Raw genomic sequence first — 24706 nt, 5'->3', positions numbered from 1 at the left:
AAAACGTACAAACGGATAGGACAGGTGAAAGCATGTTTTCAGTCGATTCATTTTACGGCATTATTCCGGCGCTCCTGACGCCGTACGACCCATCGGGAGCCATAAGCGAGCAGGCGACCCGCAGGCTGGTCCGGCATTTGCTGGAGAAGGGCGTTAACGGTTTCTATGCGGGGGGAAGCACAGGCGAAGGCTTGCTGCAATCGAGCGAAGAGCGCGAGCGGTTTCTGGACATTATCGTTGACGAAGTCCGGGGAGCCGTTCCCGTTATCGCCCATGTCGGAGCATTGGATACGGCGACCTGCATCAGGCTGGCGAAATACGCGGAACGCGCTGGAGCCGACGCGGTATCGTCGGTCGCCCCGTTTTACTATAAGCACGGCCAGGAGCAGGTTCGCGGCCACTATCTCGATATTGCGATGGCAGCGGATATACCGCTTATCCTGTATCATATTCCCGACTTGACGGGCGTCCGGTCTACCGTGCGATTTTACCGGGAACTGGCGGAGTCGGACAAAATCGTCGGCGTCAAATATACGGCCAAGGATACGTTCGAGCTGCAGCAGCTGATCGAAGCGTGCGGACCGGATTTCCGCGTGTTCAACGGGCCGGACGAAAGCTTGCTGGCCGGACTTGCCGTAGGCTGCTGCGGCGCCATCGGCAGCACGTACAACATGATGCCGGAATTGTTCGTAGAGCTGTATCAGACATTCCAGGCGGGCGCCATCGGCGAGGCGCGTAGTCTGCAAGCGCAGGCGAACCGGGTCATTGCCGAGCTGCTGAAATACGACTTCATTTCCTTCGAGAAAGAAATACTGCGTCTGCAGGGAATCGACGTCGGTTTGCCGCGCAAGCCGCTCCAGCAGCTGACGGACGAAGAGCGGGCGCATATTGGCGCATTTGCACGGCAATTCGCCATTCTCGGCATCGGCGGCGCAGCGACGGAACGGTCTGCGTAAATGTGGCCCGGGAATAAGGAGGAAGGAACCATGATCGAATATGTAACGGTAGCCGAAGCGGGGGCGGGCAATCCGCGAAACGATACGGCCAGCATCATGCCGCTGAATAACGGCCGGCTGCTGCTCGTTTGGCATAAGTACGAGGACAGTCCGGGAGGAGGAAGCGATTTCGGTCTTTGCCGCATTTACTCGAAAATTTCGCGGGACGGCGGAAGGAGCTGGGGCGAGGAAACGATGCTCATCGACGTCATGGCGGGAGATCATAACGTACAGGCACCCGGCTTGACGAGGCTTCCTTCCGGCGATTTGCTGCTGCATTGCCTTCGCGGGCATAATGGCGCCAGCAGCTCGAGCATGTGTTTGTTCCGCTCGAGCGACGACGGCCTCACATGGCGCGAAGCCGGAAGCGTATGGGAGCGAAGCGAGGGACAATGGCTGCAAGGCGGCGCGAATCATATGAACGTCCTCGCGGACGGACGCCTGCTGCTGCCATTTCACTTCGGCACCGGGCATCAAGGGAGCCAGCACAATACGATCGGCTGCTTCCTTAGCGACGATGAGGGGCGGAGCTGGCGGCAGGCGGACTCCGTGGTCGATTTGCCGATGCGGGGGGCGATGGAAGCATCCGTTGCCGAGCTTGCGGACGGCAGGCTGATCATGTCGATCAGGACGCAGCTCGGAGCCGTGTTCCTGTCCCATTCGGGGGATCGCGGAGAGACATGGTCGCTACCGCAAACGTCCGGCGTACCGGCTCCCGAATCCTGCACCTGTCTCAGAACGATTCCTTCCACCGGAGATCTTGTGCTGTTTTATAACGGCAGCCAGTACGATCCGGCCAGACACCACTTTGGGCTGCGTACGCCGCTGTCGGCAGCGCTGTCCCACGACGGGGGGAGCACATGGCGCAAAATCGGAGATATCGAGAACGGCCCGTACGAATATATGAATCTGAACTGCCGGATGACGGAAAGGGGAGGCGCCCTGCTGACGTACGCGAAAGTGGAGGACCCGCAGCTCGTGCACAGCGACGGCAGTCTGCCGTTCAAACGAAAGGGTCTCGATTTGTGCCTCGCTTTGATCGAGCCGGAATGGTTTTATTGAATATCGGTTTGGCGAATAATGTACACACAGAAAACCCCGACCTTCTACAAGTCGGGGTTTTGCATGCTGGGCTATGGGCGGCTGCTCGGCGTTTGGCGTGGCGCTTTGGCCTCGCAGCCTTACAGCCGGTGCTCAAGCCGGTACATCTTCGGCGTCGTGCCGCAGTTGTTTTTGAACACGCGGCTTAAAGTAAAAACCGTTCTGGTAGCCGCAGCATTCGGAGATTTGATCCAGCGTCAAATTCGTCTCTACGAGCAGTTTCTTCGCCTTTTCCAGACGCAGCGCGGTGGCGTATTGATCGGCGTCGTTCCGAGCTCCGTCTGGAATTTGTGGCACAGCTGCATGCGGCTGACGCCGAGCGAGCCGGCGATCGTTTGCAGGCTGAACCGCTCGAACGCTTGCTCCCGAATCAGCTGCGTTGCTTTTTCGATCAGCGGATCGGACGAACGGGGCGGCTCCGCCGACGGCAGCTGTTCCGTTTGCTCGCAGATCTGCAGCATATATGGTGCAAATGATGGTTTCGGCGGATCATGCTCCAGCGCTCGTCCAGGAAGTTGTGACGCTTCATGGCGGCGTAATCGTCCGTCAGCTTGTCGGTGTCGCGCATGCTCACCTTCCCGACGGGAAGCCGCTCCAGCCGCAGCGGGTCGATCTCGTTCACGATTCGCTCGGCGGCATGCGCGGCGGGATGGGATTGCTCGGTGCGGGACGTTCCGCTCGAAGAGCTGCGCGAGCAGTTAGAGCGGTTCGGTGCGATCGTACCGGACGTTCCAGTAGTCGCAAACAAGCGGCAGCATTCAGATCAATAACTTGGGTTGACACGAACGGCCCGTCTTTCGCCGTAAAGACGGGCTTTTTCGTATGTAGTTAAAATCGGCATACTCCCGGTTAAAATCGGTGGATCGGCATCTCGCCTGACCGCACCGCCGCCCGGTTTGGTGGCGTTCGCCTCATTTGGTTGCATTCGGTGCATAGCATGTTCCGGCCACGGGGGCCATAATAGGGCTCAAACACGACCGAAAGGAGGTCCCTCATGAATACGCAAACCGGGGCGCAGGCGCCGCCCGGCCGCAGGACGGCAAACAAATCGCAATGGATGAAAGACGTAGCCAAAGACCGATGGCTGTATTTGATGGCATTGCCCGGCATCGTTTACTTCCTTATTTTCAAATACGTGCCGATGTACGGGATCATAATGGCATTTCAGGATTTCAAGCCGCATCTCGGCTTCATGGACAGCCATTGGGTCGGGCTCAAACATTTCCAGCGTTTTTTCGGTGAAGACCAGTTCTGGATGCTGTTTCGCAACACGTTTCTGCTCGCGATATACAATTTGGTTTTCTTTTTCCCGCTGCCGATTATTTTGGCGCTCATGCTGAACGAGGTACGGTTCGACAAGTTCAAACGGTTCGTTCAAACGTTGGTGTACATTCCCCATTTCGTGTCGTGGGTCGTCGTCGTCGGCATTTTCTACATGCTGTTTACGACCGAGGGCGGGGCCGTCAACGAGCTGCTATATGCGGCGACGGGACAGAAGATTCCGTTTCTGCTCGAGCCGGGGTGGTTCCGTACGATGATTGTCAGCCAAACCGTTTGGAAGGAGGTCGGTTGGGGGACGATTATTTTTCTGGCGGCGCTTGCCGGGGTCGATCTGCAATTGTACGAGGCGGCCCGGATGGACGGCGCCGGCAGATGGCGGCAGCTGTGGCATATTACGCTGCCCGCAATCCGCAGCACGATCGTCATCCTGTTCATTCTTCGGCTCGGCAGCTTCCTGGACTCCGGCTTCGAGCATATTTTCCTGATGCTGACCGCAACGAATCGGGAGGTCGGCGAAGTGTTCGACACGTACGTGTATGTGAAAGGGCTTACCCAAGGCCAGTTCAGCTATAGCGCGGCGGTAGGTTTGTTCAAGTCGGTCGTCGGTCTGCTGCTTGTCGTGTCGTCCAATTGGCTGGCCAAGCGGTTTGGGGAAGAAGGCATTTACTAAGGGGCGGCGAAAGGAGAGGAAGTCATGACTCATGATAAAACGCGAAGCAGCCGCATCTTCGACGCGGTCAATTACACGCTGCTCGTCATCATCGCGCTGACTTGCATCGTCCCGTTCGTATACGTGCTGGCCGTCTCGTTTACGGCTCCGCATATCGTCGCGCAGGGCGGGTTTATTTTGTACCCGAAGGAATTTTCGCTTGCCGCTTACCGGTATATTTTCTCCACCAGCACGCTTGTGCGCAGTATGGGCGTTTCCATCTATATCACGACGCTCGGGACGCTGATCAATCTGGTTCTCACCTCGCTGCTGGCTTACCCGTTGTCCCGTCGGACGCTGCGGGGGCGCAAGGCGATGATGCTGGGCGTGCTGTTCACGATGTTGTTCAGCGGCGGCCTCATCCCGACGTATTACGTGGTCAAGTCGCTGCATATGATCGACACGCTGTGGTCGCTAATGATCCCGACGGCAATCAGCGCGTTCAACCTCATTATTTTAAAAAACTTTTTTCAGCAAATTCCGGATGGCTTGGAGGATTCGGCGAAGATTGACGGATGCAACGATGTGGGCATCCTGATTAAAATCGTGCTTCCGCTGTCGCTTCCGGCGATCGCCACCTTCGGATTGTTTTACGCCGTTGACCATTGGAACCGCTACTTCAACGCCATTATGTACATTAATGACAACAACAAGTGGCCGGTGCAAGTATTGCTGCGGGAGATCGTCATTAACGCCAGCAGCCGAATCGGCGACACGAACATCGAAGAGATGTACATCCAGCCGCTGACGATCAAAATGGCCGTCATCGTGTTCGCTACATTGCCGATTATCGTCGTATTCCCGTTTTTGCAAAAGCATTTTGCCAAGGGAGTCATGCTCGGTTCGGTAAAAGGATAACATTTTATTCGGGAGGTCGTTTCATGAAAGCCTATAAGAAGCTTGTCCCTTTATCCGCGGTTGTCGTCGCGGCCTCAATGCTGACTGTCGCTTGCAGCAATTCCGGCAAAACGGATGCTAACCCGCCCGCTCCGGCTTCCACTGCGGAAGCGCCGCTTGCGCTAAGCATCGCCATCGCGCAGGTCGGGGATATTCCCGCGAAGGGAAGCGCGGTCGAGCAGGCCATCGAGAAATATACGAATACGAAGCTGGACATCCAATGGATTCCCAGCGCCGCCTACAACGATAAAGTGAACGTGATGCTCGCTTCGAACGAAATGCCGAAGGTGCTGAAGGTCAACCAATCTCCGGGCGTCGTTAATGCGATCGAATCGGGGCTGTTCTGGGAAATCGGCCCGCTGCTCCAAAACTACAAAAACATGAGCGCGCAAAACGGGCAATTTTTCCAGAACATCTCCGTAGAGGGCAAAATATACGGGGTGCCGCTGTACCGCAATATGGGACGGGGGGCTATCGTATACCGCAAAGACTGGCTCGATGCTCTCGGCTTGTCTGTTCCGAAATCGATCGACGGTTGGTACGAGGTGGCGAAGGCATTGACGCTGAACGACCCGGACAAGAACGGCAAGAACGATACGTACGGTATCGTGCTCAACAAAACGTACAACCAAGGGGCTGCTTCCATGCTGACCCGGTTGGCGGTGGCGATGGGCGGCGTCAACAAATGGAGCGTGGACAAGGACGGGAATTTCACCCCCGAATTTATGACCAAGGAGTTCACCGACGTATTGAAGCTGTTCCGGCGCCTGTACGAGGAAAAGTTGCTTAACCAGGATTTTGCGGTGCTCGATGCCACGGAGGCGGAAAAAATGTTCGATACGAGCCGCGTCGGCATCCGCTTCGCCGTGGCCACCAACGGCAAAAGCCAGCAGGACCGTCTGACGAAGACGACGCCCGCCGCCGTGGTCGATGTGGCCAACTTCGAAGGTCCGCAAGGCATCCGCATCTCTTCCGAGAACGGCAACAACGGCTTCCTCGTCATTCCGAAATCGTCGGTTAAGACGGAAGCGGAGCTGAAGCGGGTACTCGGCTTTCTCGACAAGCTGATGGACCCGGAGATGTCGACGCTGCTGCTGCGCGGCATCGAAGGCACGCATTACGGGAAGACGAGCGACAACCGGCTCGAGTTTATCGGCGACGGCTTCAACGTATTCCAGCGCGAGGTAAAGCCGTACCGGGATAACTTTCCGGTACTGGAAGGCTATAACGTCGCTCCGCTGAAGGATGTGCCGATCGGGGAAAAGGGAACGAAGATGGAGTCGGACGGCATCAAATATATCGTCTCCAACCCGGCCTTGACGCTGACGTCGACGACGTTATCCGAAAGAGGCCAGGAGCTGGAGCAGCAGATCAACGACGCCCAGACCAAATACATTATGGGTAAAATCGACGATGCGGCCTACCAGGACGAAATCGCCAAATGGAAAAAAGCCGGCGGCGACAAAATTATGGCCGAATACAAGGCCTCCTACGTGAAGCTGAAAAAGTAAAAGGTCCTCTTAAAGACCGGATGAGTCGGAACCGATCGATCGGCTGCCTGGCCAATAAACCTCCAAAACCGTTGTGAGCAGAAGGGGCAGGCAGCGTCTATGAACCTTGCGAGGTTTTCTGTATGAATATCCTTAGCGATATTCATCTTTTTTTTGTTGAACTTGGAAACGAACAACGATGTTTGGGGCGAGGACCACTTCGACTATACTGTAGATAAGGAAGCTGGTATTTGTAAATATTATTTCAAGCAACAGGAAATATCCACGGAATGTCGAATACTGTCCAACGTGGTGAAACCTTAGGAAAAGAAGGACGGAATCTAATGATCGAGTTTAAGCATGTGAAAAAGGTGTACGCGAATGGAACGATTGGATTGAACGATATCGACCTGACGATCGGCAAAGGAGAATTCGTCGTAATCGTCGGCTTGTCCGGCGCGGGAAAATCGACGATGCTGCGATCGATCAACCGGCTGCACGACATATCGGAAGGCGAGATTTTGATCGAAGGCAAGTCCATTACGGCGGCGAAGGGCGAGAGCCTGCGCAAGATGCGCCGCGGCATCGGCATGATATTCCAAAGCTTCAATTTGGTGAAACGGTCCACCGTACTGCGCAACGTGCTGTCCGGTCGCGTCGGCTACCACTCGACGCTGCGAACGATGTTTGCACTGTTTCCGAAGCACGATATCGATCTGGCGATGAAGGCGCTGGAGCGCGTCAATATTGCCGAGAAAGCCTACGTGCGCGCCGACCAGTTGTCCGGCGGCCAGCAGCAGCGCGTCTCCATCGCCCGGGCGCTGGCGCAGGAAGCCAAGATTATATTGGCGGACGAGCCGGTGGCATCGCTGGACCCGCTAACGACGCGGCAGGTTATGGACGATTTGAAGCGGATCAATCAGGAGCTCGGTATTACCACGATCGTGAATCTGCACTTTATCGACCTGGCTCGCGAATACGCGACGCGGATTATCGGCTTGCGAGCCGGACAGGTCGTGTTCGACGGCCCGGTCGCCGAGGCGACGGATGAGGCGTTCGCCGATATATACGGTCGCGCCATCAAGCGGGACGAGCTGTTGGGAGGCGGTACGCATTGAAATCGCCCGCACCGGTCACCCGTCCTTCCCGTATGAAGTTGTACAGCTGGCTCGTCGTGCTGCTCGTCTTGTTCATCGGCAGCGCCTATCAGACGGAAGCGACATTGACCAAGCTGTTTACCGGAACGCCGCAAATCTGGTCTTTTATTAAGGAAATGTTTCCGCCGGACTGGTCGTTCACCCCTAAAGTATGGAAGCCGATGAAGGAAACGCTGCAGATGGCGATTATCGGCACACTGCTTGGCGCCGTGTTCGCTTTCCCGACCGCTTTGATCGCGGCGCGGAACGTCACGAGTACCCCGTGGCTGTATTACCCGGCCCGGCTGATCATGAACCTGCTGCGGACGATACCGGATTTGCTGTACGCGGCCTTGTTCGCCGTAATCGTCGGATTCGGTCCTACGGCGGGGACGCTCGCGCTGTTTTTCTTTACTTACGGCATTATTTCGAAGATGGCGTACGAATCGGTAGAAGCGATCGACCCCGGACCGCTCGAGGCGATGACGGCGGTCGGGGCCAATAAGCTGCAATGGATCCGCTTTGGCGTGCTGCCGCAGGTAGCTCCTACGTTTTTGGCGCATCTGCTGTATACGTTCGAGGTCAGCATCCGCGCCTCCGCCATTCTCGGTCTAGTCGGGGCCGGGGGCATCGGGTTGCTGCTCAAAAACGTGCTTGACCTGTTCCGCTACGATCAGGCCGTCGTCTTGATTCTGATGACGCTTGTCGTCGTAATCGTGATCGATACGATCAGCACGCGCCTTCGGACGCTCTTGCTTAAGGGCGCGAAGAGGCCGCTGCGGCCTTCGGCCAGCCGCTGGGGCTGGATCGCCGGTATCGGGGTGACGGTGCTGCTCGTCGTCTGGTCTTTGGCCGGTCTGGAATTCCAAGGCATTCAGGAGACGGCCAAGGTTATGTCCAAAGCGATGATCAGGGGATTGCTGCATCCAGACTGGAACTACGTATGGCTCCCGGAAGGCGAGGACTTGGTTCGCAACCTGCTGATGACGCTGTCCATCTCGTATCTGGGCAATATCGTATCGATGATCATTTGCGTGCCGCTCGCCTTCTGGGCCGCGGCGAATATGAGCCGTTCCCGGCTCGTATCGGGTAGCGGCAAAATCGCCCTGAGCATTATCCGTACCGTACCGGAAGTCATTATGGCGATTGTGTTCATCAAAGCCGTAGGACCCGGCGCTTATGCGGGTGTGCTAGCGCTGGGCGTTCACTCCATAGGCATGCTCGGCAAGCTGTATGCCGAGGCGATCGAAAATATGGACATGGGGCCGAGCGAGGCGCTCACCGCGTGCGGCGCCAACCGCTGGCAGACGCTGTCGTTCGCGGTCATTCCGCAGGTGCTGCCGGATTTCCTGTCCTATGCGCTGTTCCGCTTCGAGATCAACGTCCGTTCGGCGACGCTGCTCGGGATTATCGGTGCGGGCGGGATCGGTACGCCGCTGATCTTCGCCATTAACGGCTATAGCTGGTCCCGCGTAGGCATTATTCTGATCGGGATCATCGTTACGGTGTCGATCATCGACTACATCTCCGGGTCGCTGCGCAAACGAATCGTGTAAAACAAAGAGGCGGGGCCGTATGCGGGCCCCGCCTTTATTTGTATCGGTCAGAAGTTCATATAAAGAAACAGCCGCACCGAGCGCGATAGCGCGCGTCGGGAACGGCTGTTTTCAGTTCGGCTGCTTACTTGCCGCTAAGCTGCTTATTGGCGTCGCGAACGAGGTTGAAGTTTTCGTCTTTGCCTTCGACGTAGCCTTTATGCGTGTATACGTCGAAAATAATTTTTTGGCCTTCCGTGTCTTTGCCGATGGCGATAAAGGCGTCGGAAATTTTCTTCTTCCATTCTGCGCTCATGTCCGGGCGTACGGCGATCGTATCGTTCGGAATTTTATCCGTAAAGGAAAGCACCCGCGTTTTTTGCATAACGTCCGGAACGTCCTTTTGCATTTGCGCGCGAATGTCTTGGAACACGGCGACAGCATCGACTTGACCGTTCAGCAGGGCGATAACCGCTTTGTCGTGGCCTTGGAACTGTACGCCGGTCACGTCGGATACCGGGTCGACCCCGTTCTTCTTCATCAGGAGAGCCGGGTACGTGTAGCCTGCGGCGGACGTCGTTCCTTGCCAGCCGATCTTCTTGCCCTTGAGATCCTTGATTTCCTTGATCGGCGAGTCGGCTTTGACGACGATCATCGCCTTATAGGAGTCTACCAGTTCGGTGGTAGGCTGTCCGGTTTTATCGTCGACGCCGAAGCGTGTCGCTTGCAGCAGCAGATCGGCCGCTTTCTTCGTGTCATGGGCGACTACGTAGTTGGTCGGAGGAAGAAACCCGATATCTACTTGCTTGGCGGACATGGCCTCGATAACGGTGTTGTAGTCCGTCGATACGCTCACCTTGACCGGGATGCCGAGCTTGTCCTGAAGCAGTTTCTCCAGCGGCTTGGCTTTCGCTTCCAGCGTCTCCGCATTTTGCGAAGGAACGAATTGCACTTTCAATTCTTTGGGGGTGTATCCTGCAGCAGCCGGAGTTTTGCCCGAATCGGCCGGTGCGGTTTCCTTCTTGGCACAGCCTACTGCAAGACCGGCTGCCAGAATAACCGAGATGCCGATGGCGGAAGCTTTCTTGAACATTTTTTGTCCTCCCTTTTTTTCCCTAACATCAAGGTAATGCAGAACATAGCATATCACAAATTGGACGTGCTGGGTACAGTCCCTGTGTAAAATTGTCGTAAATCGGCAACGATTGTAAAGTTCCGAATGCCCTGCTATAGTGGGATGAGAACGAATCGCAGGAGGGAATCCGCTTTGCCGAACGGGAATAACGTCGTCCGCCTTGTACTGATGGAAACAAGTGACCTGCATGGTAGTATGTTGCCCATTCAATACGCAAATAATGAGTATAATGAAGTCGGATTCGCTAAGGTAGCCACGCTCATTCGCCGGGAGCGAGAGCGTGCCGAGAGCGAAGGCGGGCTGCTGCTCGCGATCGACAACGGAGACTTGATCCAAGGTACGCCGCTTGCTTACCATCATGCCCGGATCGACAATATCCCGGGTAATCCAATGGTGCTCGCCCTGAACCGGCTCGGTTATGACGGGGCGGTTATAGGCAATCACGAATTCAACTACGGCATGACCGTACTCGATAAAGCGGTGAAGGAATCCCAGTTTCCCTGGCTGTCGGCCAATATTGTCAAAACCGGCACGCAGGAGCCTTATTTCGGCACCCCCTATTTCGTCCGTCATTGCGGCGGCGCCAAAATAGCCGTGCTCGGACTGACGACCCCTTACATCCCGAATTGGGAAAATCCGCAAAATATCGAAGGACTTTCTTTTCTCGACGCGGTCGAATCGGCCAAGCGCTGGGTAGCCTTTTTGCGCGAAGAGGAGCGGGCCGATGTCGTGATCGTCTCGTATCACGGAGGATTCGAGAACGATCCGGATACCGGAGAGCCCTCGGAAGCTGCTACGGGTGAAAACCAAGGCTACCGGCTGTGCATGGAGGTACCCGGTATCGATGTGCTGCTTGCCGGTCATCAGCATCGCGAAGTTTCCGGGAAATCGATCAATGGAGTGACCATCTTGCAGCCCGGCTATCTGGGCCAGGTGGTCGGTTTAGTGAAGCTCACGCTTGTGCAGGATGCAGGCGGATGGACCGTTGCGGAGAAAACGTCGGAGCTGCTTTCCGTGGCGGGAGTCGAGCCCGATCCGGAAGTGGTGGAGCTGTGCGGACCGTACGAGAAAGCGACCCAGCAATGGCTCGATACGCCGATCGGCTCGATCGAGGGCGACATGACGGTCGGCGATCCGATGCAGATCCGCATGAAGGACAACGCGCTGATCGAATTCATCAATAAAGTGCAGATGGAGACGTCGGGCGCCACGATATCCAACACGGCTCTGTTTACCGACGAGTCGCCGGGGTTTCCTCCCCATGTAACGATGCGCCATATCGTCTCGAACTACATTTACCCGAATACGCTCAAAGTGATCTGCATTACCGGCCGCGACATGCGTGCCGCGCTGGAACGGAACGCGGAATATTTTATATTGGACGGCAGCGGTCGACCGGCGATTAATCCGAAATTTTCGCTGCCTAAGCCGCAGCATTACAATTACGACATGTGGGAAGGGATCGACTATACACTCGATATCTCGCGTCCCGAAGGAAGCCGCGTCGTTCGCCTCGCATACCGGGGCGAGCCTGTCGATCCAGATAAGGAGTACGACGTGGCGATGAACAATTACCGGGCCGGGGGCGGCGGAGACTATACGATGTTTCAAGGGAAGCCGGTCGTCAAGGATATCCCGACAGACGTCTCCGAATTGATCGCCAACTACATTCTGGAGAGGAAGACGGTTGTCGCCACGGTAGACGGCAATTGGGAAGTGATTGTCGGGAACTGAGCCTTGAAGAGCTTTCTTGAAGAATCCGTAATCCTGACGATAAGCGATAGAAGAGTCACGAACTGTTAATAAAGACGACTCCGGAACCACGAATGCACGTGGGGATGGGGCGTCTTTTTTTGAACTTGTTTCCACATATTGAATACGACCATCGGATGAAGGCAGATTATAGGGAGGAACTCTACTCTGAACCGGAAAAAAGAAGTTGACCCTTCAGGGTTCATTTCGTAAAATCAATATGATGATTAATGTTTAACATACTGAACTTCTAATATAAGGGGAGAAACGTCTTGAAATTACGCAGCAGCGAGTGGTTCGAGAACGAGAACGCCGAATTGACGTTTCAGCACCGCTCCGCCATGAGAGCCATGGGGCACGACCCGGAATCGTTCGTCGGCAAGCCTATTATCGGCATATTCAATGCTTGGAACGATTTCAACAGCTGCAACTATCCGCACAAGGAATTGGTCGAGCATGTGAAGAGAGGCGTGCTGCTCGCGGGCGGCTACCCGATCGAAATGCATACGATTTCAACCCCGGCCGATTTTATGAAGCCGTCCGATCTGATGTACCGCAACCTGCTGTCCATGGACGTGGAGGAAAGCATCCGTTCCCAGCCGATTGACGGCGTAGTGCTGCTGTGCGAATGCGACAAGACGGTTCCGGGCCAGTTGATGGGTGCGGCTAGCGTCGATCTGCCCGCGCTGCAGCTGGCAGCCGGTCACCGCTCTTCGGGAAGTTTCCGCGGCAAGACCGTCAATTACGGTACGGACCTGTGGAAATATTCCGACGACTACAAAGCGGGGCTGCTGTCCGACGAAGAATGGCAGGAGCTGGAGAAGTCCATATCGTGCAGCTTGGGCGGCTGTCCGGTTATGGGCACCGCTTCGACGATGAAGAGCATGTCCGAGATGCTCGGCATGATGCTTCCGGGCAGCTCGAGCATTCCAGCTACCCACGCATCCCGCAAAATGGCCGCCGAAGCGACGGGCCGCCGCGTCGTCGAGATGGTTCGGGAAAACTTGACGCCCTCGAGGCTGATGACGGAAGAAGCGTTCCGCAATGCGATCAAGTTGCTGGCCGCAATCGGCGGCTCGACCAATGCCGCGCTTCATTTGACGGCCATTGCCGGAAGGCTGGGCATCCGGATTCCGATTGAGAGCTACGAGGAATGGACGGAGGGCATTCCGCTGATCGTCAACCTGCAGCCAAGCGGCTTGCACAGCATGGACGACTTTTACAAAGCCGGGGGCTTGCGCAAAGTGGTACGCAATCTGCTGCCGCTGCTCGATTCGGATTGCTTGAGCTGTACGGGCGAGACGATTGGGGTTGTCTACGGCCGGGCAATGCCGGGCTTTCCCGATGCGGACGAGATCATCTCGACGCTGGACGCGCCGTTCAAGGACAAGTCCGGCCTGGCGATTCTCAAAGGCAATCTGGCTCCAAGCGGGGCGGTCATCAAGAAGTCCGCTGTTTCGCCCGAGCTGTTCAAGCATCGCGGACAAGCGGTCATCTTCGACGGCTATGAGGAGATGCTGGACCGGATCGACAGCGACGATCTGGACGTGACGGCGGAGAGCGTGCTCGTGCTGAGAAATTGCGGGCCTGTCGCCATGGGCATGCCCGAATGGGGTTCGATTCCGATTCCCGAGAAGCTGCTGAAGCAAGGCGTCCGCGATATGGTGCGGATCAGCGACGCGCGGATGAGCGGCACCAGCTACGGGGCGGTTATTTTACACGTGGCGCCGGAAGCGGTTATCGGCGGCCCGCTGGCTATCGTTCAGGACGGCGACTGGATCGAGCTCGACCTGGAGCGGTCCTCGCTCCGTCTCGATCTGAGCGACGCCGAGATCGCTTCGCGCCTCGCGAACTGGTCCCGTCCGGAGCCGATGCATAAGCGCGGGTATCCGCGGCTGTTTGCCGAGCATGCTTTGCAGGCGCCGGAAGGGTGCGATCTGGATATTTTGCGGCCGAACAACAAGGAAGAAGCCAAGTTCGTTCCGCCAATCGTCGGAAGAGGCTAATGCAGGGGCAAGGATAGTCCTTGCCGTCCACGGAAGAAAAGGAGCCGACCGCCATGAAAGGGCGAAGGTGATTAGGGAGAGGTGTAGCTATCATGTCCGATCTGCACAACAACGTCCGGGTAGACCGCATCGTGCAAGACGTTCTGGAGCTGGTGCGCATACCGAGCGTTACGGGGGATTGCCGGGAGGTTGCCGCCCGGTTCGAGCAAATGCTGCAAGAGGTCGGCTGCACGGTCGAACGCCACGAATTTTATCCGAACAATCCGACCTTGGTCGCCGTCTTCGGTGAGGGGAACGAAGGCAAGACGATTTTATTCAATGGACATATGGACGTGATTCCGCTCGCTCATGCCGAAGCCGAAGTACGCGACGGACGCGTATACGGAAGAGGCACCAACGATATGAAAGGCTCCTTAGCCTGCATCCTCGAAGTGCTGCGCGTGCTGAAGGAGTCGAATGCAAGGTTGCCCGGACGGCTGATGATCGTGTCCAACAGCCTGCACGAAAGCCCTGGCGGCCGCGGCGAGGACTTGATCGCCCTGACGGAGCGTGTGCCGCTGAAGGCCGACGCCGTCGTCGTCATGGAAGGAGCGACGAGAGACTGCACGGTCGCCCAGCTCGGTTCGGCTACCTTCGAGATTGCGATCGAGCGCGACGGCGAGCCGAGTCATCAGCTGCATACGGCTCCAGGCACGCCTCATCCGATTTCGGTCGCATCGGAGGTCGTGGCACTGCTCGACGAATGGAACAAAGAACTGGAAAACGACTATATCGAGGATATCGGCTACGCCTCGTATTTCGTCGGCTCCATTCACAGCGGCCAGTTCTACAATCAGATGCCGAATAGAGCGGACATTGTCGGCGTTCGCCGCTACAACCCGCTGGAGCCGTTCGACCGGGTGGAGAGCAAGTTCCGCCAAGGCTTGGAGGAGCTGGCGGCTCGCCGCGGCGTGCGCATCGCCCTCGATCTGAAAAAGGTGCGCGACGGTTATCGGATCGATAAGGACAGCGAAGCGGTAGCCGCCTTGCGGCGCGCCGTCGTATCGGTTCGCGGCGGGGAGTTTCCTTCGGTCGGCAGGAAGCTGGTCACGGATGCGGGGATACTGGCCAATGCGCTTGGCGTGCCGGCGTTGTGCCACGGACCGGATCAATCGACAGCCCACGGCGACGTCGAGTATGTGGAGATCCGCGAGCTGGAGCTTACGGCTCAGGCGTATATACGGTTTATCGAGGAATTTATGGGAGCGTCCGACGTTTGATCGCGGGACGTTCCAGCCGCAAAAAAGCAGCCGCCTTCCGGCGCAGAGACGACGGAGAATGCGCTGCTTTTTCGCTTATTCATCCAGCCCCGGTCTGAAGCGGCAAGTATCGCTATAAATAATCTTTCCGTATAAAAGGGTTGATGAAACCATTTTCATCCAATATAATTGTAATGTTACCAAAGGCTATGAATCTTACTTAGGTGAAAGGAGGCGTACGGCATGCAAAACATGTTGTTCAACGGCACAAATGAGGTATACCGCTTTTAACCGAATACAACCGTAACTTAACCTTCACCTGATGCGCAGGAATACATAAGACGACACAGGCACGATGCGGGTTATCGTGTTTTTTTGTTCCCTTTTTCGGGACGAATCCGCCGCTCGCGGCTTACGAACGAACCGTTCGATCCATTCTATAGAGGAGGTGAAAGGATGAAAGCGCTCAGTATTGTTCCAGTTGAGTCGGTTGTGGCGACAAACAATCTAGAGGAGGTTTTCATCAGTGAGTTACAAAAACGGAAAGGATTTTCTTCCGCCTAGCTTATTGAAGGAACTGCAAAACTACATTCAAGGCGAGCTTGTATATATACCTAAGCTTGAACAAACCCGGGCCGGTTGGGGCGAGAACAACGGAACGCGCAAGCTGATCGAGAAGCGCAACCGCGAAATCTACCAGATGTACAAGAACGGCGTCAGCGTACTAGAGTTGATCCAGCGTTTCCATCTGTCGGAAGACAGCATCCGTAAAATTATCGTCAAAACCCGAGACTTGGTGCAAAACGTGGCAAAGTGAAAGCAGGACGTATACCGTCTTGCTTTTTTTTTGTCGTTTTCCGAATCGTAAGATATCGGTACACCAGCTGGAAACAAGTGCTATAATGGAAGCAGTCTGAGAGAATAAGAATGCATCGGAGAGAAGGGAGCGGCAGGCAGAACATGAACATTTTAGTAGCTGACGACGAATCGGTGCTCCGCTTCCTGCTTACGGAGACGTTGGCGGATGAAGGATATGCGATAGCCGAAGCCGAAGACGGCCGGCAAGCTATGGAGAAGCTTGAACAGGAATCGTACGATCTGGTTATTCTGGACTACATGATGCCGGAGAAAACCGGGGTGGAGGTTTGCGAATGGTTGAGGGGGACGGAAACCCCGAATCGCGACATCCCGGTTATTTTGCTGACGGCCAAAGCGCTGGAAAAGGACAAGGAAAAGGCCAGAGCAGCGGGTGTTACGGCCTATGTCGTCAAGCCGTTCAGCCCGCTGCAATTGATCGATACCGTGGAAAGCCTGCTTGATGAAGCAAAGCGGCCGTGAAAGGAATTGACGCGATGGCTTTTCGGATTAGAAAAAGTATTGCAGCCAATGTATCCTTTCTTATTTTTGCCACGATGCTGCTGTTTGCCGTGCTGGTCACGGCGGTCGGCTGGACGATGAACAGCCATATCGAGGAGGCGAGGGATAATCTCGAGCTTGTGCTGCAGGACCAAGCGTTCGTCGAAAGTTTGCACAGCGATTCTCAGACGGTCGTATCCGACCTGAGGGCTTATTTGGCGTTCGGCCGGGAAGATTTTCTGAAGGAGTTTCTTGATATCCGGCAGACGTTCGACGCGAAGCTGACGGACGTGTCCGGCCATTTCCGCAGCCGTTCATACGGGGAGCCGTTCAACGGCGAGTGGGAGGCGATCCGCAAAGCATGGGACAGCTACCTGCAATCGAGCGAAACGATGATCGCTCTTCGCAAGAGCGGCAATTTGGAGCAGATCGAGACGATGTCCCGAACGGTCACGACGTCCAAAGTAACGGAGATGAGCCGTAATTTCCAGACGATTCTGGACGCCCAGAACGAATCGGTGAAGCGCGGCTTGGAGGACAACCGCCGGCGTACCGGCAAGCTCAGTCTGCTACCTGTATGGTTGATTGCGGTGACGGCGCTTGCGAGCGGTTTGCTGATCGTGTATTTGCGCCGCCGGGTCATTTCCCCGATCTTGCGGGCGGACGCTGCCGTAAACCGTATTGCCGCAGGCGATTATGCGCTGATGGAACTTAGCGGACGCAGCGACGAGCTCGGACGACTGGAACGCGGCATTAACTTTATGTCCGACGAGCTGCGCCAGCGTCATGTTGCCTTGGCCGAAACGAACAAGGAGCTGATCGATCAGCGGGATTTGCTGGAGGCGCAAAATGAAGAAATTTCCGCGCAGCAAATCGAGCAGCAGGAGATGCTGATCAAGCTGACCGATCGCGAACGCGAGCTGGAACTAATTACGATGTACCAGGAGAAGCTCACCGGCCATGTGGAGATGAACGCTTTTCTGGAGCATTCCATCCGCGCGCTGCTGCAGGCGCTGAATCAGGATGCCGTCGTGCTGATCGCGCAAAACCCGGAGACGGCCCTCTACGACGTCGTATACGCGTACGGCTATCCGCCCGGCGTGCTGCCGTCCACCTATACCGATCTCTACGGACCGGGCCGGCGCGCTTTGCAGGAGAAACAGCCCCTTTACCGGGTTCGCATGCTGCGCGACGACGAGCGCGGCATTCATAACGGCTACGACAAGGCGCTTGATCAATATTATCCGCTTCTCGACGAATATTCCCAAGTGATCGGCCTGCTGCTAATTACGGCGTACGGCACGGATGAGACGAACGATACGCTTCACCGGCTGACCAACGGGCTCGTGCGGCAGTTCGGTCTCGCTTATTTGGCGCAACGAACGAATGAGGAGCGCCGCAAGCAATCCTATCTGCTGGAGGAGCTGTACGAGGAGCTGTCCCAGGAGCGGGACAGTCTGGAGCAGCAGCGCGATCTGGTGCGGAGGATCATCGAATCGATTCATGAAGGCATGGTCATGTGCGACGGGCAGGGGCGCATTTTGTTTTCCAACGAGCGGATGAACGACATGTTCGCCTTCGACCGGTTTTCGGGCTCGAACGTGCGCGATTTCGGACGCCATCTGCAATCCGTATCGACCGATACGCGGCAGTTGGATGCGTTCGCCGAAGCGGTGCTGGACGGATCGCTCGACCAGCTGGAGGAACGGTTTTCCATCGTTCAGGAGGACGGACGCGAGACGCATTTCGAAATCTACGTCAATTCCATTGTCGATGCGATCGAGAATACGCGCAGCTTCCTGTTCGTGTTTCGCGACCGGACGAGCGAAGAGAGAGCGGACGAGATGAAAAACGAATTTATCAGCATCGTTTCTCACGAGCTGCGCACTCCGTTGGCCAGCGTCCTCGGCTTTATGGAAATTTTGCTGCACCGCGACATTCCGAAGCCGAAACAGCAAAAATATATGGAAACGATTTACAAGGAAGCGAACCGTCTGTCCAACCTGATCAACGACTTCCTCGATCTGCAGCGCATGGAGTCCGGCAAGCAAGCTTACCAGATGATTCCTTTCGACGTATCCGCGCTCGTGCGAGAAGTCGCGGAACAATGGCAAGGCAAGCAGGACCATCGCATCGAGCTGCGGATCGAGCCGGGCATCCATATGACGGGCGACGTCGACCGGATGACGCAAGTGATGCACAACCTGCTCAGCAATGCGATCAAATATTCGCCTGAGGCCGACCGGGTTGCCGTCCATATTGCGCGGTCCGGAGACGAGGCGGTGATCGAAGTGCAGGACTTCGGTCTCGGTATCCCGGATGAGGCGAAGGATAAGCTGTTTACGAAGTTTTACCGCGTCGATAACTCCGACCGGAGACAAATTGGCGGAACCGGACTGGGACTGTCCATCGTCAAGGAAATCGTGGAGTCTCACCAAGGCAGCTTGACCTTCGAGTCCGAGCTTGGCGTCGGATCTATATTCCGCATCCGGGTCGGAATGTACCGGGCTACGGGACTTGGGGACAAGGTGGTCATTATCGAGGACGACGAAAATCTGTCCAAGCTGATCGCCGTCGCCTTCGAGAAGCTGAACGTGTCGGCGGTACAGCTCCGCAGCGCCGAGGACGCGCTGCTGTCTCTCAACAAAACGACCGGCCATGGGCCGCTCATTTGCATTGTCGACGTTCAATTGGATGGACCGAAGACAGGCTGGGATTTTATAGCCGAGCTGCTTCGGCATCCGCAATACCGCAATACGCCGGTCATCGTCTCGACCGTGCTGGAACCGCCCAAGCATTACTACGAGACGGAAACGGGCAAATATTTACGCAAGCCGTTCACGATCGACCGGCTGCTTGAGCTGGCTGTAAGCTTGATGGAGCTGCCCCAGAGCACCCCTACGGTCGTCTTCCCCACCCAGGACGAGGCGGCGATCACCAGCCAACTGGAGGAAAAGGGCATTCGCGTTGCGGACTGGAAAGTCAAACAGGATATCATCGAAGTGGAAGTGAGGAAGCATGACTGATAGAAAGCAACGGGATGCGATGGAGAAGCACCGTTCCAACGAGCAGTTGATGAAAGAAGGAAAGAAACGGTTTTTGGAAGAGCTGCACAAGCAGATTCATACGATGGAGCAGTTGCTCCATCGTATGGAGGAAGACTACGAGGAACGGCTTCCGGCCCACTTTTACCGATACGCCCATACATTAAAGGGGAGCGCGCCCATATTCGGCTTCGCTCGGGTCGGGGCGGTGGCCGGCGTGCTGGCCGACGAATGGGAATGGGCGCTGGAGAACACGGCCGGCTGTCCGGCGCGGCAAAGCCTGCAGAACAGCAAGGCGAACCTGCAGCAGCTGATGATGGAAGCGGCCATCATCGAGCGCGAGCTGCAGCTGAACGAGAAGCGCGAGCAAGGCGGTCGCACGACAGGGTTAACCGGCAAGCTGCTTGTCATCGACGACGACGATGTGCTGCGATCTTTTCTCGTCCGGCGTCTGGAGCTTGACGGATATATCGTGCATGAGGCCGCTTCGGTGGAGTCGGCGCAACAGCGGCTGCGGGAAGAGCTTTACGATCTGATCTTGCTGGACTTGATGATGCACCCGCAATCGGGGTACGAACTGTTCGATTATTTGCGGGAAGACCCGACGCTGAAATGGATTCCGCTGATCGTACTGTCGGCGCGCAGCGGCGTTCAGGATAAAGTGCGCTGCCTGACGCTCGGGGCTAACGATTATGTCGTCAAGCCGTTCGATTACGAAGAACTGGCGGCCCGTATCTTCAGCCTGCTGTCGCGTGTGAAGAACTTCGAACAGCTCGCTTTTCGTGATCCGTTAACGGGCGTGTTCAACCGCCGCTACTTCGACCAGCAGATCGAACAAGAGCTGCTGCGGGTTTCCCGCTACCCGGCGCCGATTTCCATCGCGTTCCTCGATATCGATCGGTTTAAGCTGATTAACGATACGTACGGGCACGCCATAGGCGATCTCGTGCTGCAAGGGTTGGCGTACTTGCTTCAGCAGCAGCTGCGCACCAGCGACTTCCTGGCTCGCTTCGGGGGAGAAGAATTCGTGGTGGTCATGCCGAATACGGCCGGGGATCAGGCGAGAAGCTTGATGGAAACCGTGCTGCAGCTGACGCATCGGCAGCCGGTGGCCCAATACGAAGGACAGTCGTACTCGGTCACCTTCTCGTGCGGAGTTGCCGAATGGTCCCCGGACACGACAACGGAAGAATGGGTCGCTTTGGCTGACGAAGCGATGTACCGGGCGAAGCAGCAGGGACGCGACCGGGTATTGCTCGCCGGCGGCTCTGCGAATGCGGCGATGCGGCCGGCTCCCGATCCGAGCCTCAGACGGAAGCGGGTACTGGTAGCGGACGACGACGGCATTTTGCGTTCGATTCTTGCATCCCGTTTGAAGAAGCTGGCCTACGAGGTGACGGAAGCGGGCAACGGCGAGGAGGCGTACCAGTATTTGACCGAGAACGACGTCGACCTGTGCATCCTGGACGGAGTCATGCCGAAGATGAGCGGCTTCGATCTGCTCAAGAAGATGAAATCGGCCCCCGACGGGCGATTTCGTCATACCCGGGTGTTGATGCTGTCCGGCAAAAAACGCGACGAGGACATAGCGGCGGCGCTGCAGCTCGGCGCGGACGAGTACATGTCCAAGCCGTTTTCCCTGGTCGAGCTGGATATGCGCGTCAGCCAACTGCTGGAAGATGCCACGTAATGCTGGTCGGGCGGTTACCGTAAATCGATGCAACCTCCGTTTCCGTCTGACGGCTGCGGAGGTTGTTATTTTAAATGACAATTTCCTAATTCTGTCGTCAATACCAGTCAGTTGATGATAAAATAGAAGCAGTGAACCGGTTGAAGGGGGGGATATCGCGAGAAAAGCGGAAATGCGGACTGTCCCGTTTTGCGGAAACGGAGCGGCTCCAAGGCTGTCGGCATCATACCAATAAAATGCCACAAACTGGAAGGGGAATGACATTTGATAGTTGTATTCGCCGTGTTCGCCGCCATTGCGGCTGTCATTTATTTGTTCTATGAGACGGTCCATGCGGAGGTGGTGGAAACGAGAATCGTTTCGGAACGGATCCGGAGCGAGCTGAAGATTGTGCAGATATCCGACCTGCACGGCCGAACCCGGTTCTGGACCGGCACGATCGGCGATATTGTGGATTCGCTGAAGCCGGATATCGTCTGCGTGACCGGCGACTTGTTCAACCGGCTGGATCAGCTTCCCGAGGTGATGCGGGAGCTGTCCCGTCTGGAATGCGAATATTTGTTTTTCGTTCCCGGCAATCACGAGCGAGAAGAACGGAAGTACGGCATTCGCCGCAAGTTTTCCGAGGAGGAGTTTGTCCGCGTGCTGCGGGAAATCGGCGTACGCAAAATGCGGGTGCTTGCCAATGAAGGGGAACTGATCGAAGTGAAGCGTTCGGACGTCTATGTCTACGGCTTCGACAACTCGTTGTACGGCCGGGAGCGTTACGCCGCCGCCCAGGACGACACCGAAGGAGCGTTCCGGCTGATGCTTGCCCATTCTCCGGGCATCATGAGTTGGCTGGACAAGCGGTCTATCGGTTACGATCTGCTTCTGGCCGGTCATACGCATGGCGGTCAGATTCGTCTGTTCGGCAAGCCGCTCGGCCCCTACGGCCGTTACCATACGGGATTGAAAGAAGTGGCGCCGGGCCGTTTCGCCTACGTGAACAGAGGGCTCGGGACGGTTCATTTGCCTTTTCGGATAGGCTGTAGACCGGAAATCTCGCTGATCCGCGTCACGCCGCTGAGGTAGACTTCGCTCCGCGCGGCGCTGCCTCTTATTGGATTCGCCCCAACCGTTCTGGTACAATCGAGTTTAGGAGGGATGGGGATGGAGAAGAAGTGGTTCACGCTGGAGGAAGCCAATGCCATATTGCCGATCATACGTCAAGAAATCAACCAGCTTCAATCGATCAAGCGGGAATTTGAAAAAAGCTTTATGCGGCTGAGACAAGTGAAGGAGCATACCGGCAAAATTCGCGAGGGACAGCCGGACCTGTACTTCACGCTGGAAAGCGAGCTGGAGTTCATGCAGATCGAGGCCCGCACGCTGGTCCAGAGCATTCATATGAAAGGCGCCCAGCTAAAGGATCTGGATATGGGGTTGGTCGACTTTCCATCCCTTCGCGACGGCGAAGAGGTGCTGCTGTGCTGGCGGCTCGGGGAAGAGAAGATCGCCCACTGGCACGGCTTAAACGACGGGTATCTGGGCAGAAAATTGATCGAGGAGAACGGATGGCCTGAATGAAGGGAACGAACTTGCAGATGAATCATACAATCAATCGGCTATGCCGGATGCTCCTACTGCTTCTTTGCTTTGTCGCGGTGCTTGCGCCAAAGCCGGCGTCCGCCCACTCGGTGCTGACCAAGGCGGTGCCGGAGCCGAACAGCCAGCTCGCCGAAGCGCCTGACCGGATCGAACTGACTTTTAACGAACGGCTCGAATCGGAGCTTTATTATATTAAATTGTACGATGAGATCGGCCGGGTCGTCTCCGACCGCAAGGCGGCATTGTCGGAAGACCAGAAGGCGTTGTCGCTCGAATTGCCCAAGCTGTCCAACGGACGATACACGGTGACCTACCATGTCATCTCCGCCGACGGGCATCCGGTCGAAGGGACGTATGTTCTGTCCTTCGGTCCCGGCGGGGATGGCGGACTGATCGCCGATTCCTCCTCGCTGCATGCCGGACATCAGCTTTCGGCGGATATGAGCGTATACGACATTCTGAAATATGTATCGCGCATCGCCTATTTTTTCGGCTTGCTGGCCGTAGTCGGCTGGGTGCTATGGGGCGTGTGGGCCGACTTGCGGCAATCGCCGATAAGGGATCATTACCGCAACGGGCTGCTTGCCATGCAGCGGACGCATTTTCTTGCGCTGATCGCCTTTATTTATTTTCACTACCAGGACTTGCTTGGCGACCAAGGGCTGGGCGAGCTGCTTAGTCTGTTCACCGGCACATGGGTGGGGCGCTCATGGCTGGCCGCGCTCGTGCTGGCGCTAGTCGGGTTTGCTTGGCTCGGTCGCTCCAAAGCCGGGGACGCCGCCTGGATCGCGCTGCTGCTGGCGGCGAAAAGCGTCAACGGCCACGCCATGGGACACGAACCGCAGTGGCTGACCGTTTCGCTCGACTTTGCCCATCTGCTCGGCGCTGCGGTGTGGGTCGGCGGCCTGCTGTTGATCGTTCCGCTTTGGAACAAAAACCGGGCATGGGTGGACAGCTTCCTGCCGCGCTTCTCGAACGGCGCGCTGATCGCGATCATCGTGCTGGTGCTGTCCGGTACGGCGACGACGCTGCTTTATTTGCCGGGCCTGAATTACTTGCTTTATTCGCAGTGGGGCAAGTTCCTCATTGCCAAAGTCGTGTTCGTCGTGCTTGTCATTCTGCTCGGACTGGGTATTCGGATGGCGATGAAGCAGCGCAAGGAGAAAGACCTGCGCGATATGGTCCGCATGGACTTTGGCGCGATGGCGATCATTGTCGTCTTGGTCGGTCTGCTGACATTCATCAGCCCGGTACCCCCCAACGAGCCACTGTACTGGCATGAGATGGGCGAGACGGTGCATATGACGACGCAAATCACCCCGAAGGTGCCTGGAGACAACCAGTTCCGGGTCGACGTGTGGCTGCCGAAGGAACTGGGGAAGCCGAAGCAGGTGCTCATGAAGCTGCAAAATGTGGAAAAGCCGGATATCGCGCCGATCGAAGTTCCGCTGAAGGAGCATGTGAACGAGCAGCAGGACGCTTCGTTCGTCGCCGACGAGACGTTCGGGCAGTTCAGCTACAAAGCTGAAGGTCCGTACTTGCCGTTCGCCGGCAAGTGGAAGATGGAAGTGCGGATCATGGATAAAAACGACGACGAGACGGTGTACAAGACGGAGTCGCGGCTATACTGACGATTCGGATCGAAGAAAGAGGCTCCCTGCCGTTTGCGCGAACAAGCGCAGCCCGGCCAGGGGGCTTTTTTGGGAACGCCAAGACGCAGGCAAGCTCGTGCGGGAACAAGAAGACGGAGG

At 56.5% G+C, this 24706-nt stretch carries 20 protein-coding genes; 17 read left to right on the top strand and 3 right to left on the bottom strand.

Annotation, left to right across the window (positions count from 1 at the left end):
* Positions 1 to 32 precede the first annotated feature (32 nt).
* Both ABD796_RS07645 and ABD796_RS07640 read left to right on the top strand, forming a co-directional pair.
* Entirely contained in the window at positions 33 to 956 is a 924-nt protein-coding gene (locus ABD796_RS07645; protein WP_344905389.1) for an N-acetylneuraminate lyase, read from the top strand.
* Between the two features lie 30 nt (positions 957 to 986).
* Positions 987 to 2057, top strand: coding sequence for a sialidase family protein (locus ABD796_RS07640; RefSeq protein ID WP_344905386.1), 1071 nt, complete (start codon positions 987 to 989; stop codon positions 2055 to 2057).
* Between the two features lie 132 nt (positions 2058 to 2189).
* Here ABD796_RS07640 and ABD796_RS07635 read toward each other — a convergent pair whose 3' ends face one another.
* Together ABD796_RS07635 and ABD796_RS07630 are read right to left on the bottom strand one after the other, a co-directional pair.
* The gene (locus tag ABD796_RS07635) at positions 2190 to 2393 is read right to left on the bottom strand and encodes a helix-turn-helix transcriptional regulator (RefSeq protein WP_344905383.1); all 204 of its coding nucleotides are present in this window, start codon (positions 2391 to 2393) and stop codon (positions 2190 to 2192) included.
* A 94-nt stretch (positions 2394 to 2487) separates the two neighbouring features.
* The gene (locus tag ABD796_RS07630) at positions 2488 to 2844 is read right to left on the bottom strand and encodes a hypothetical protein (RefSeq protein WP_344905380.1); all 357 of its coding nucleotides are present in this window, start codon (positions 2842 to 2844) and stop codon (positions 2488 to 2490) included.
* A gap of 309 nt (positions 2845 to 3153) precedes the next feature.
* On the opposite strand from ABD796_RS07630, the gene ABD796_RS07625 reads away from it, so the two are divergent.
* From ABD796_RS07625 to phnE, 5 genes are all read left to right on the top strand, one after another.
* On the top strand, positions 3154 to 4047 hold the full coding sequence (locus tag ABD796_RS07625) for an ABC transporter permease (protein WP_344906284.1): 894 nt from the start codon (positions 3154 to 3156) through the stop codon (positions 4045 to 4047).
* 24 nt (positions 4048 to 4071) lie between these two features.
* Positions 4072 to 4944 (top strand): carbohydrate ABC transporter permease, encoded by an 873-nt coding sequence (locus ABD796_RS07620; protein ID WP_344905377.1) that lies wholly within the window; start codon positions 4072 to 4074, stop codon positions 4942 to 4944.
* A 23-nt stretch (positions 4945 to 4967) separates the two neighbouring features.
* Positions 4968 to 6494 carry an extracellular solute-binding protein gene (locus tag ABD796_RS07615; protein ID WP_344905374.1) on the top strand — a complete coding sequence of 509 codons (1527 nt, stop codon included), beginning with the start codon at positions 4968 to 4970 and terminating at the stop codon, positions 6492 to 6494.
* A gap of 323 nt (positions 6495 to 6817) precedes the next feature.
* On the top strand, positions 6818 to 7591 hold the full coding sequence (gene phnC / locus ABD796_RS07610; protein ID WP_344905371.1) for a phosphonate ABC transporter ATP-binding protein: 774 nt from the start codon (positions 6818 to 6820) through the stop codon (positions 7589 to 7591).
* Positions 7592 to 7623: 32 nt separating this feature from the next.
* On the top strand, positions 7624 to 9165 hold the full coding sequence (gene phnE / locus ABD796_RS35610; protein ID WP_379116579.1) for a phosphonate ABC transporter, permease protein PhnE: 1542 nt from the start codon (positions 7624 to 7626) through the stop codon (positions 9163 to 9165).
* Positions 9166 to 9289: 124 nt separating this feature from the next.
* Here phnE and ABD796_RS07595 read toward each other — a convergent pair whose 3' ends face one another.
* On the bottom strand, positions 9290 to 10237 hold the full coding sequence (locus ABD796_RS07595) for a phosphate/phosphite/phosphonate ABC transporter substrate-binding protein (protein WP_344905368.1): 948 nt from the start codon (positions 10235 to 10237) through the stop codon (positions 9290 to 9292).
* A gap of 210 nt (positions 10238 to 10447) precedes the next feature.
* Here ABD796_RS07595 and ABD796_RS07590 point away from each other — a divergent pair, with 210 nt between their 5' ends.
* From ABD796_RS07590 to ABD796_RS07545, 10 genes are all read left to right on the top strand, one after another.
* Positions 10448 to 12013, top strand: coding sequence for a bifunctional metallophosphatase/5'-nucleotidase (locus tag ABD796_RS07590; protein ID WP_344906278.1), 1566 nt, complete (start codon positions 10448 to 10450; stop codon positions 12011 to 12013).
* 290 nt (positions 12014 to 12303) lie between these two features.
* Entirely contained in the window at positions 12304 to 14037 is a 1734-nt protein-coding gene (locus ABD796_RS07585) for a dihydroxy-acid dehydratase (protein ID WP_344905365.1), read from the top strand.
* 92 nt (positions 14038 to 14129) lie between these two features.
* The gene (locus ABD796_RS07580; protein WP_344905362.1) at positions 14130 to 15296 is read left to right on the top strand and encodes a M20 family metallopeptidase; all 1167 of its coding nucleotides are present in this window, start codon (positions 14130 to 14132) and stop codon (positions 15294 to 15296) included.
* A 505-nt stretch (positions 15297 to 15801) separates the two neighbouring features.
* Complete coding sequence (locus ABD796_RS07575) at positions 15802 to 16092, top strand: CD3324 family protein (protein WP_344905359.1); 291 nt, start codon at positions 15802 to 15804, stop codon at positions 16090 to 16092.
* A 143-nt stretch (positions 16093 to 16235) separates the two neighbouring features.
* A complete protein-coding gene (locus tag ABD796_RS07570) occupies positions 16236 to 16613 on the top strand; it encodes a response regulator (protein WP_344905356.1) in 378 nt (125 codons plus the stop codon).
* Between the two features lie 14 nt (positions 16614 to 16627).
* Complete coding sequence (locus tag ABD796_RS07565; protein ID WP_344905353.1) at positions 16628 to 19657, top strand: ATP-binding protein; 3030 nt, start codon at positions 16628 to 16630, stop codon at positions 19655 to 19657.
* A complete protein-coding gene (locus ABD796_RS07560; RefSeq protein WP_344905350.1) occupies positions 19650 to 21365 on the top strand; it encodes a response regulator in 1716 nt (571 codons plus the stop codon). The genes ABD796_RS07565 and ABD796_RS07560 overlap by 8 nt, the downstream gene beginning before the upstream one ends.
* Positions 21366 to 21629: 264 nt before the next feature.
* Entirely contained in the window at positions 21630 to 22439 is an 810-nt protein-coding gene (locus tag ABD796_RS07555; RefSeq protein WP_344905347.1) for a metallophosphoesterase, read from the top strand.
* Positions 22440 to 22517: 78 nt separating this feature from the next.
* Positions 22518 to 22934: a DUF2203 domain-containing protein gene (locus ABD796_RS07550; RefSeq protein ID WP_344905344.1), complete on the top strand. Its 417-nt coding sequence runs from the start codon at positions 22518 to 22520 to the stop codon at positions 22932 to 22934.
* Positions 22931 to 24586, top strand: a complete 1656-nt coding sequence (locus tag ABD796_RS07545; protein WP_344905342.1) for a copper resistance CopC/CopD family protein — start codon at positions 22931 to 22933, stop codon at positions 24584 to 24586. The genes ABD796_RS07550 and ABD796_RS07545 overlap by 4 nt, the downstream gene beginning before the upstream one ends.
* The last annotated feature ends 120 nt before the right edge of the window (positions 24587 to 24706 follow it).

This window comes from Paenibacillus hodogayensis, assembly GCF_039536325.1.
GTDB classification, from domain to species: domain Bacteria; phylum Bacillota; class Bacilli; order Paenibacillales; family NBRC-103111; genus Paenibacillus_AB; species Paenibacillus_AB hodogayensis.
Note: the sequence above shows the minus strand (reverse complement) of the source record. Positions and strands in the feature narration are given on the sequence as shown.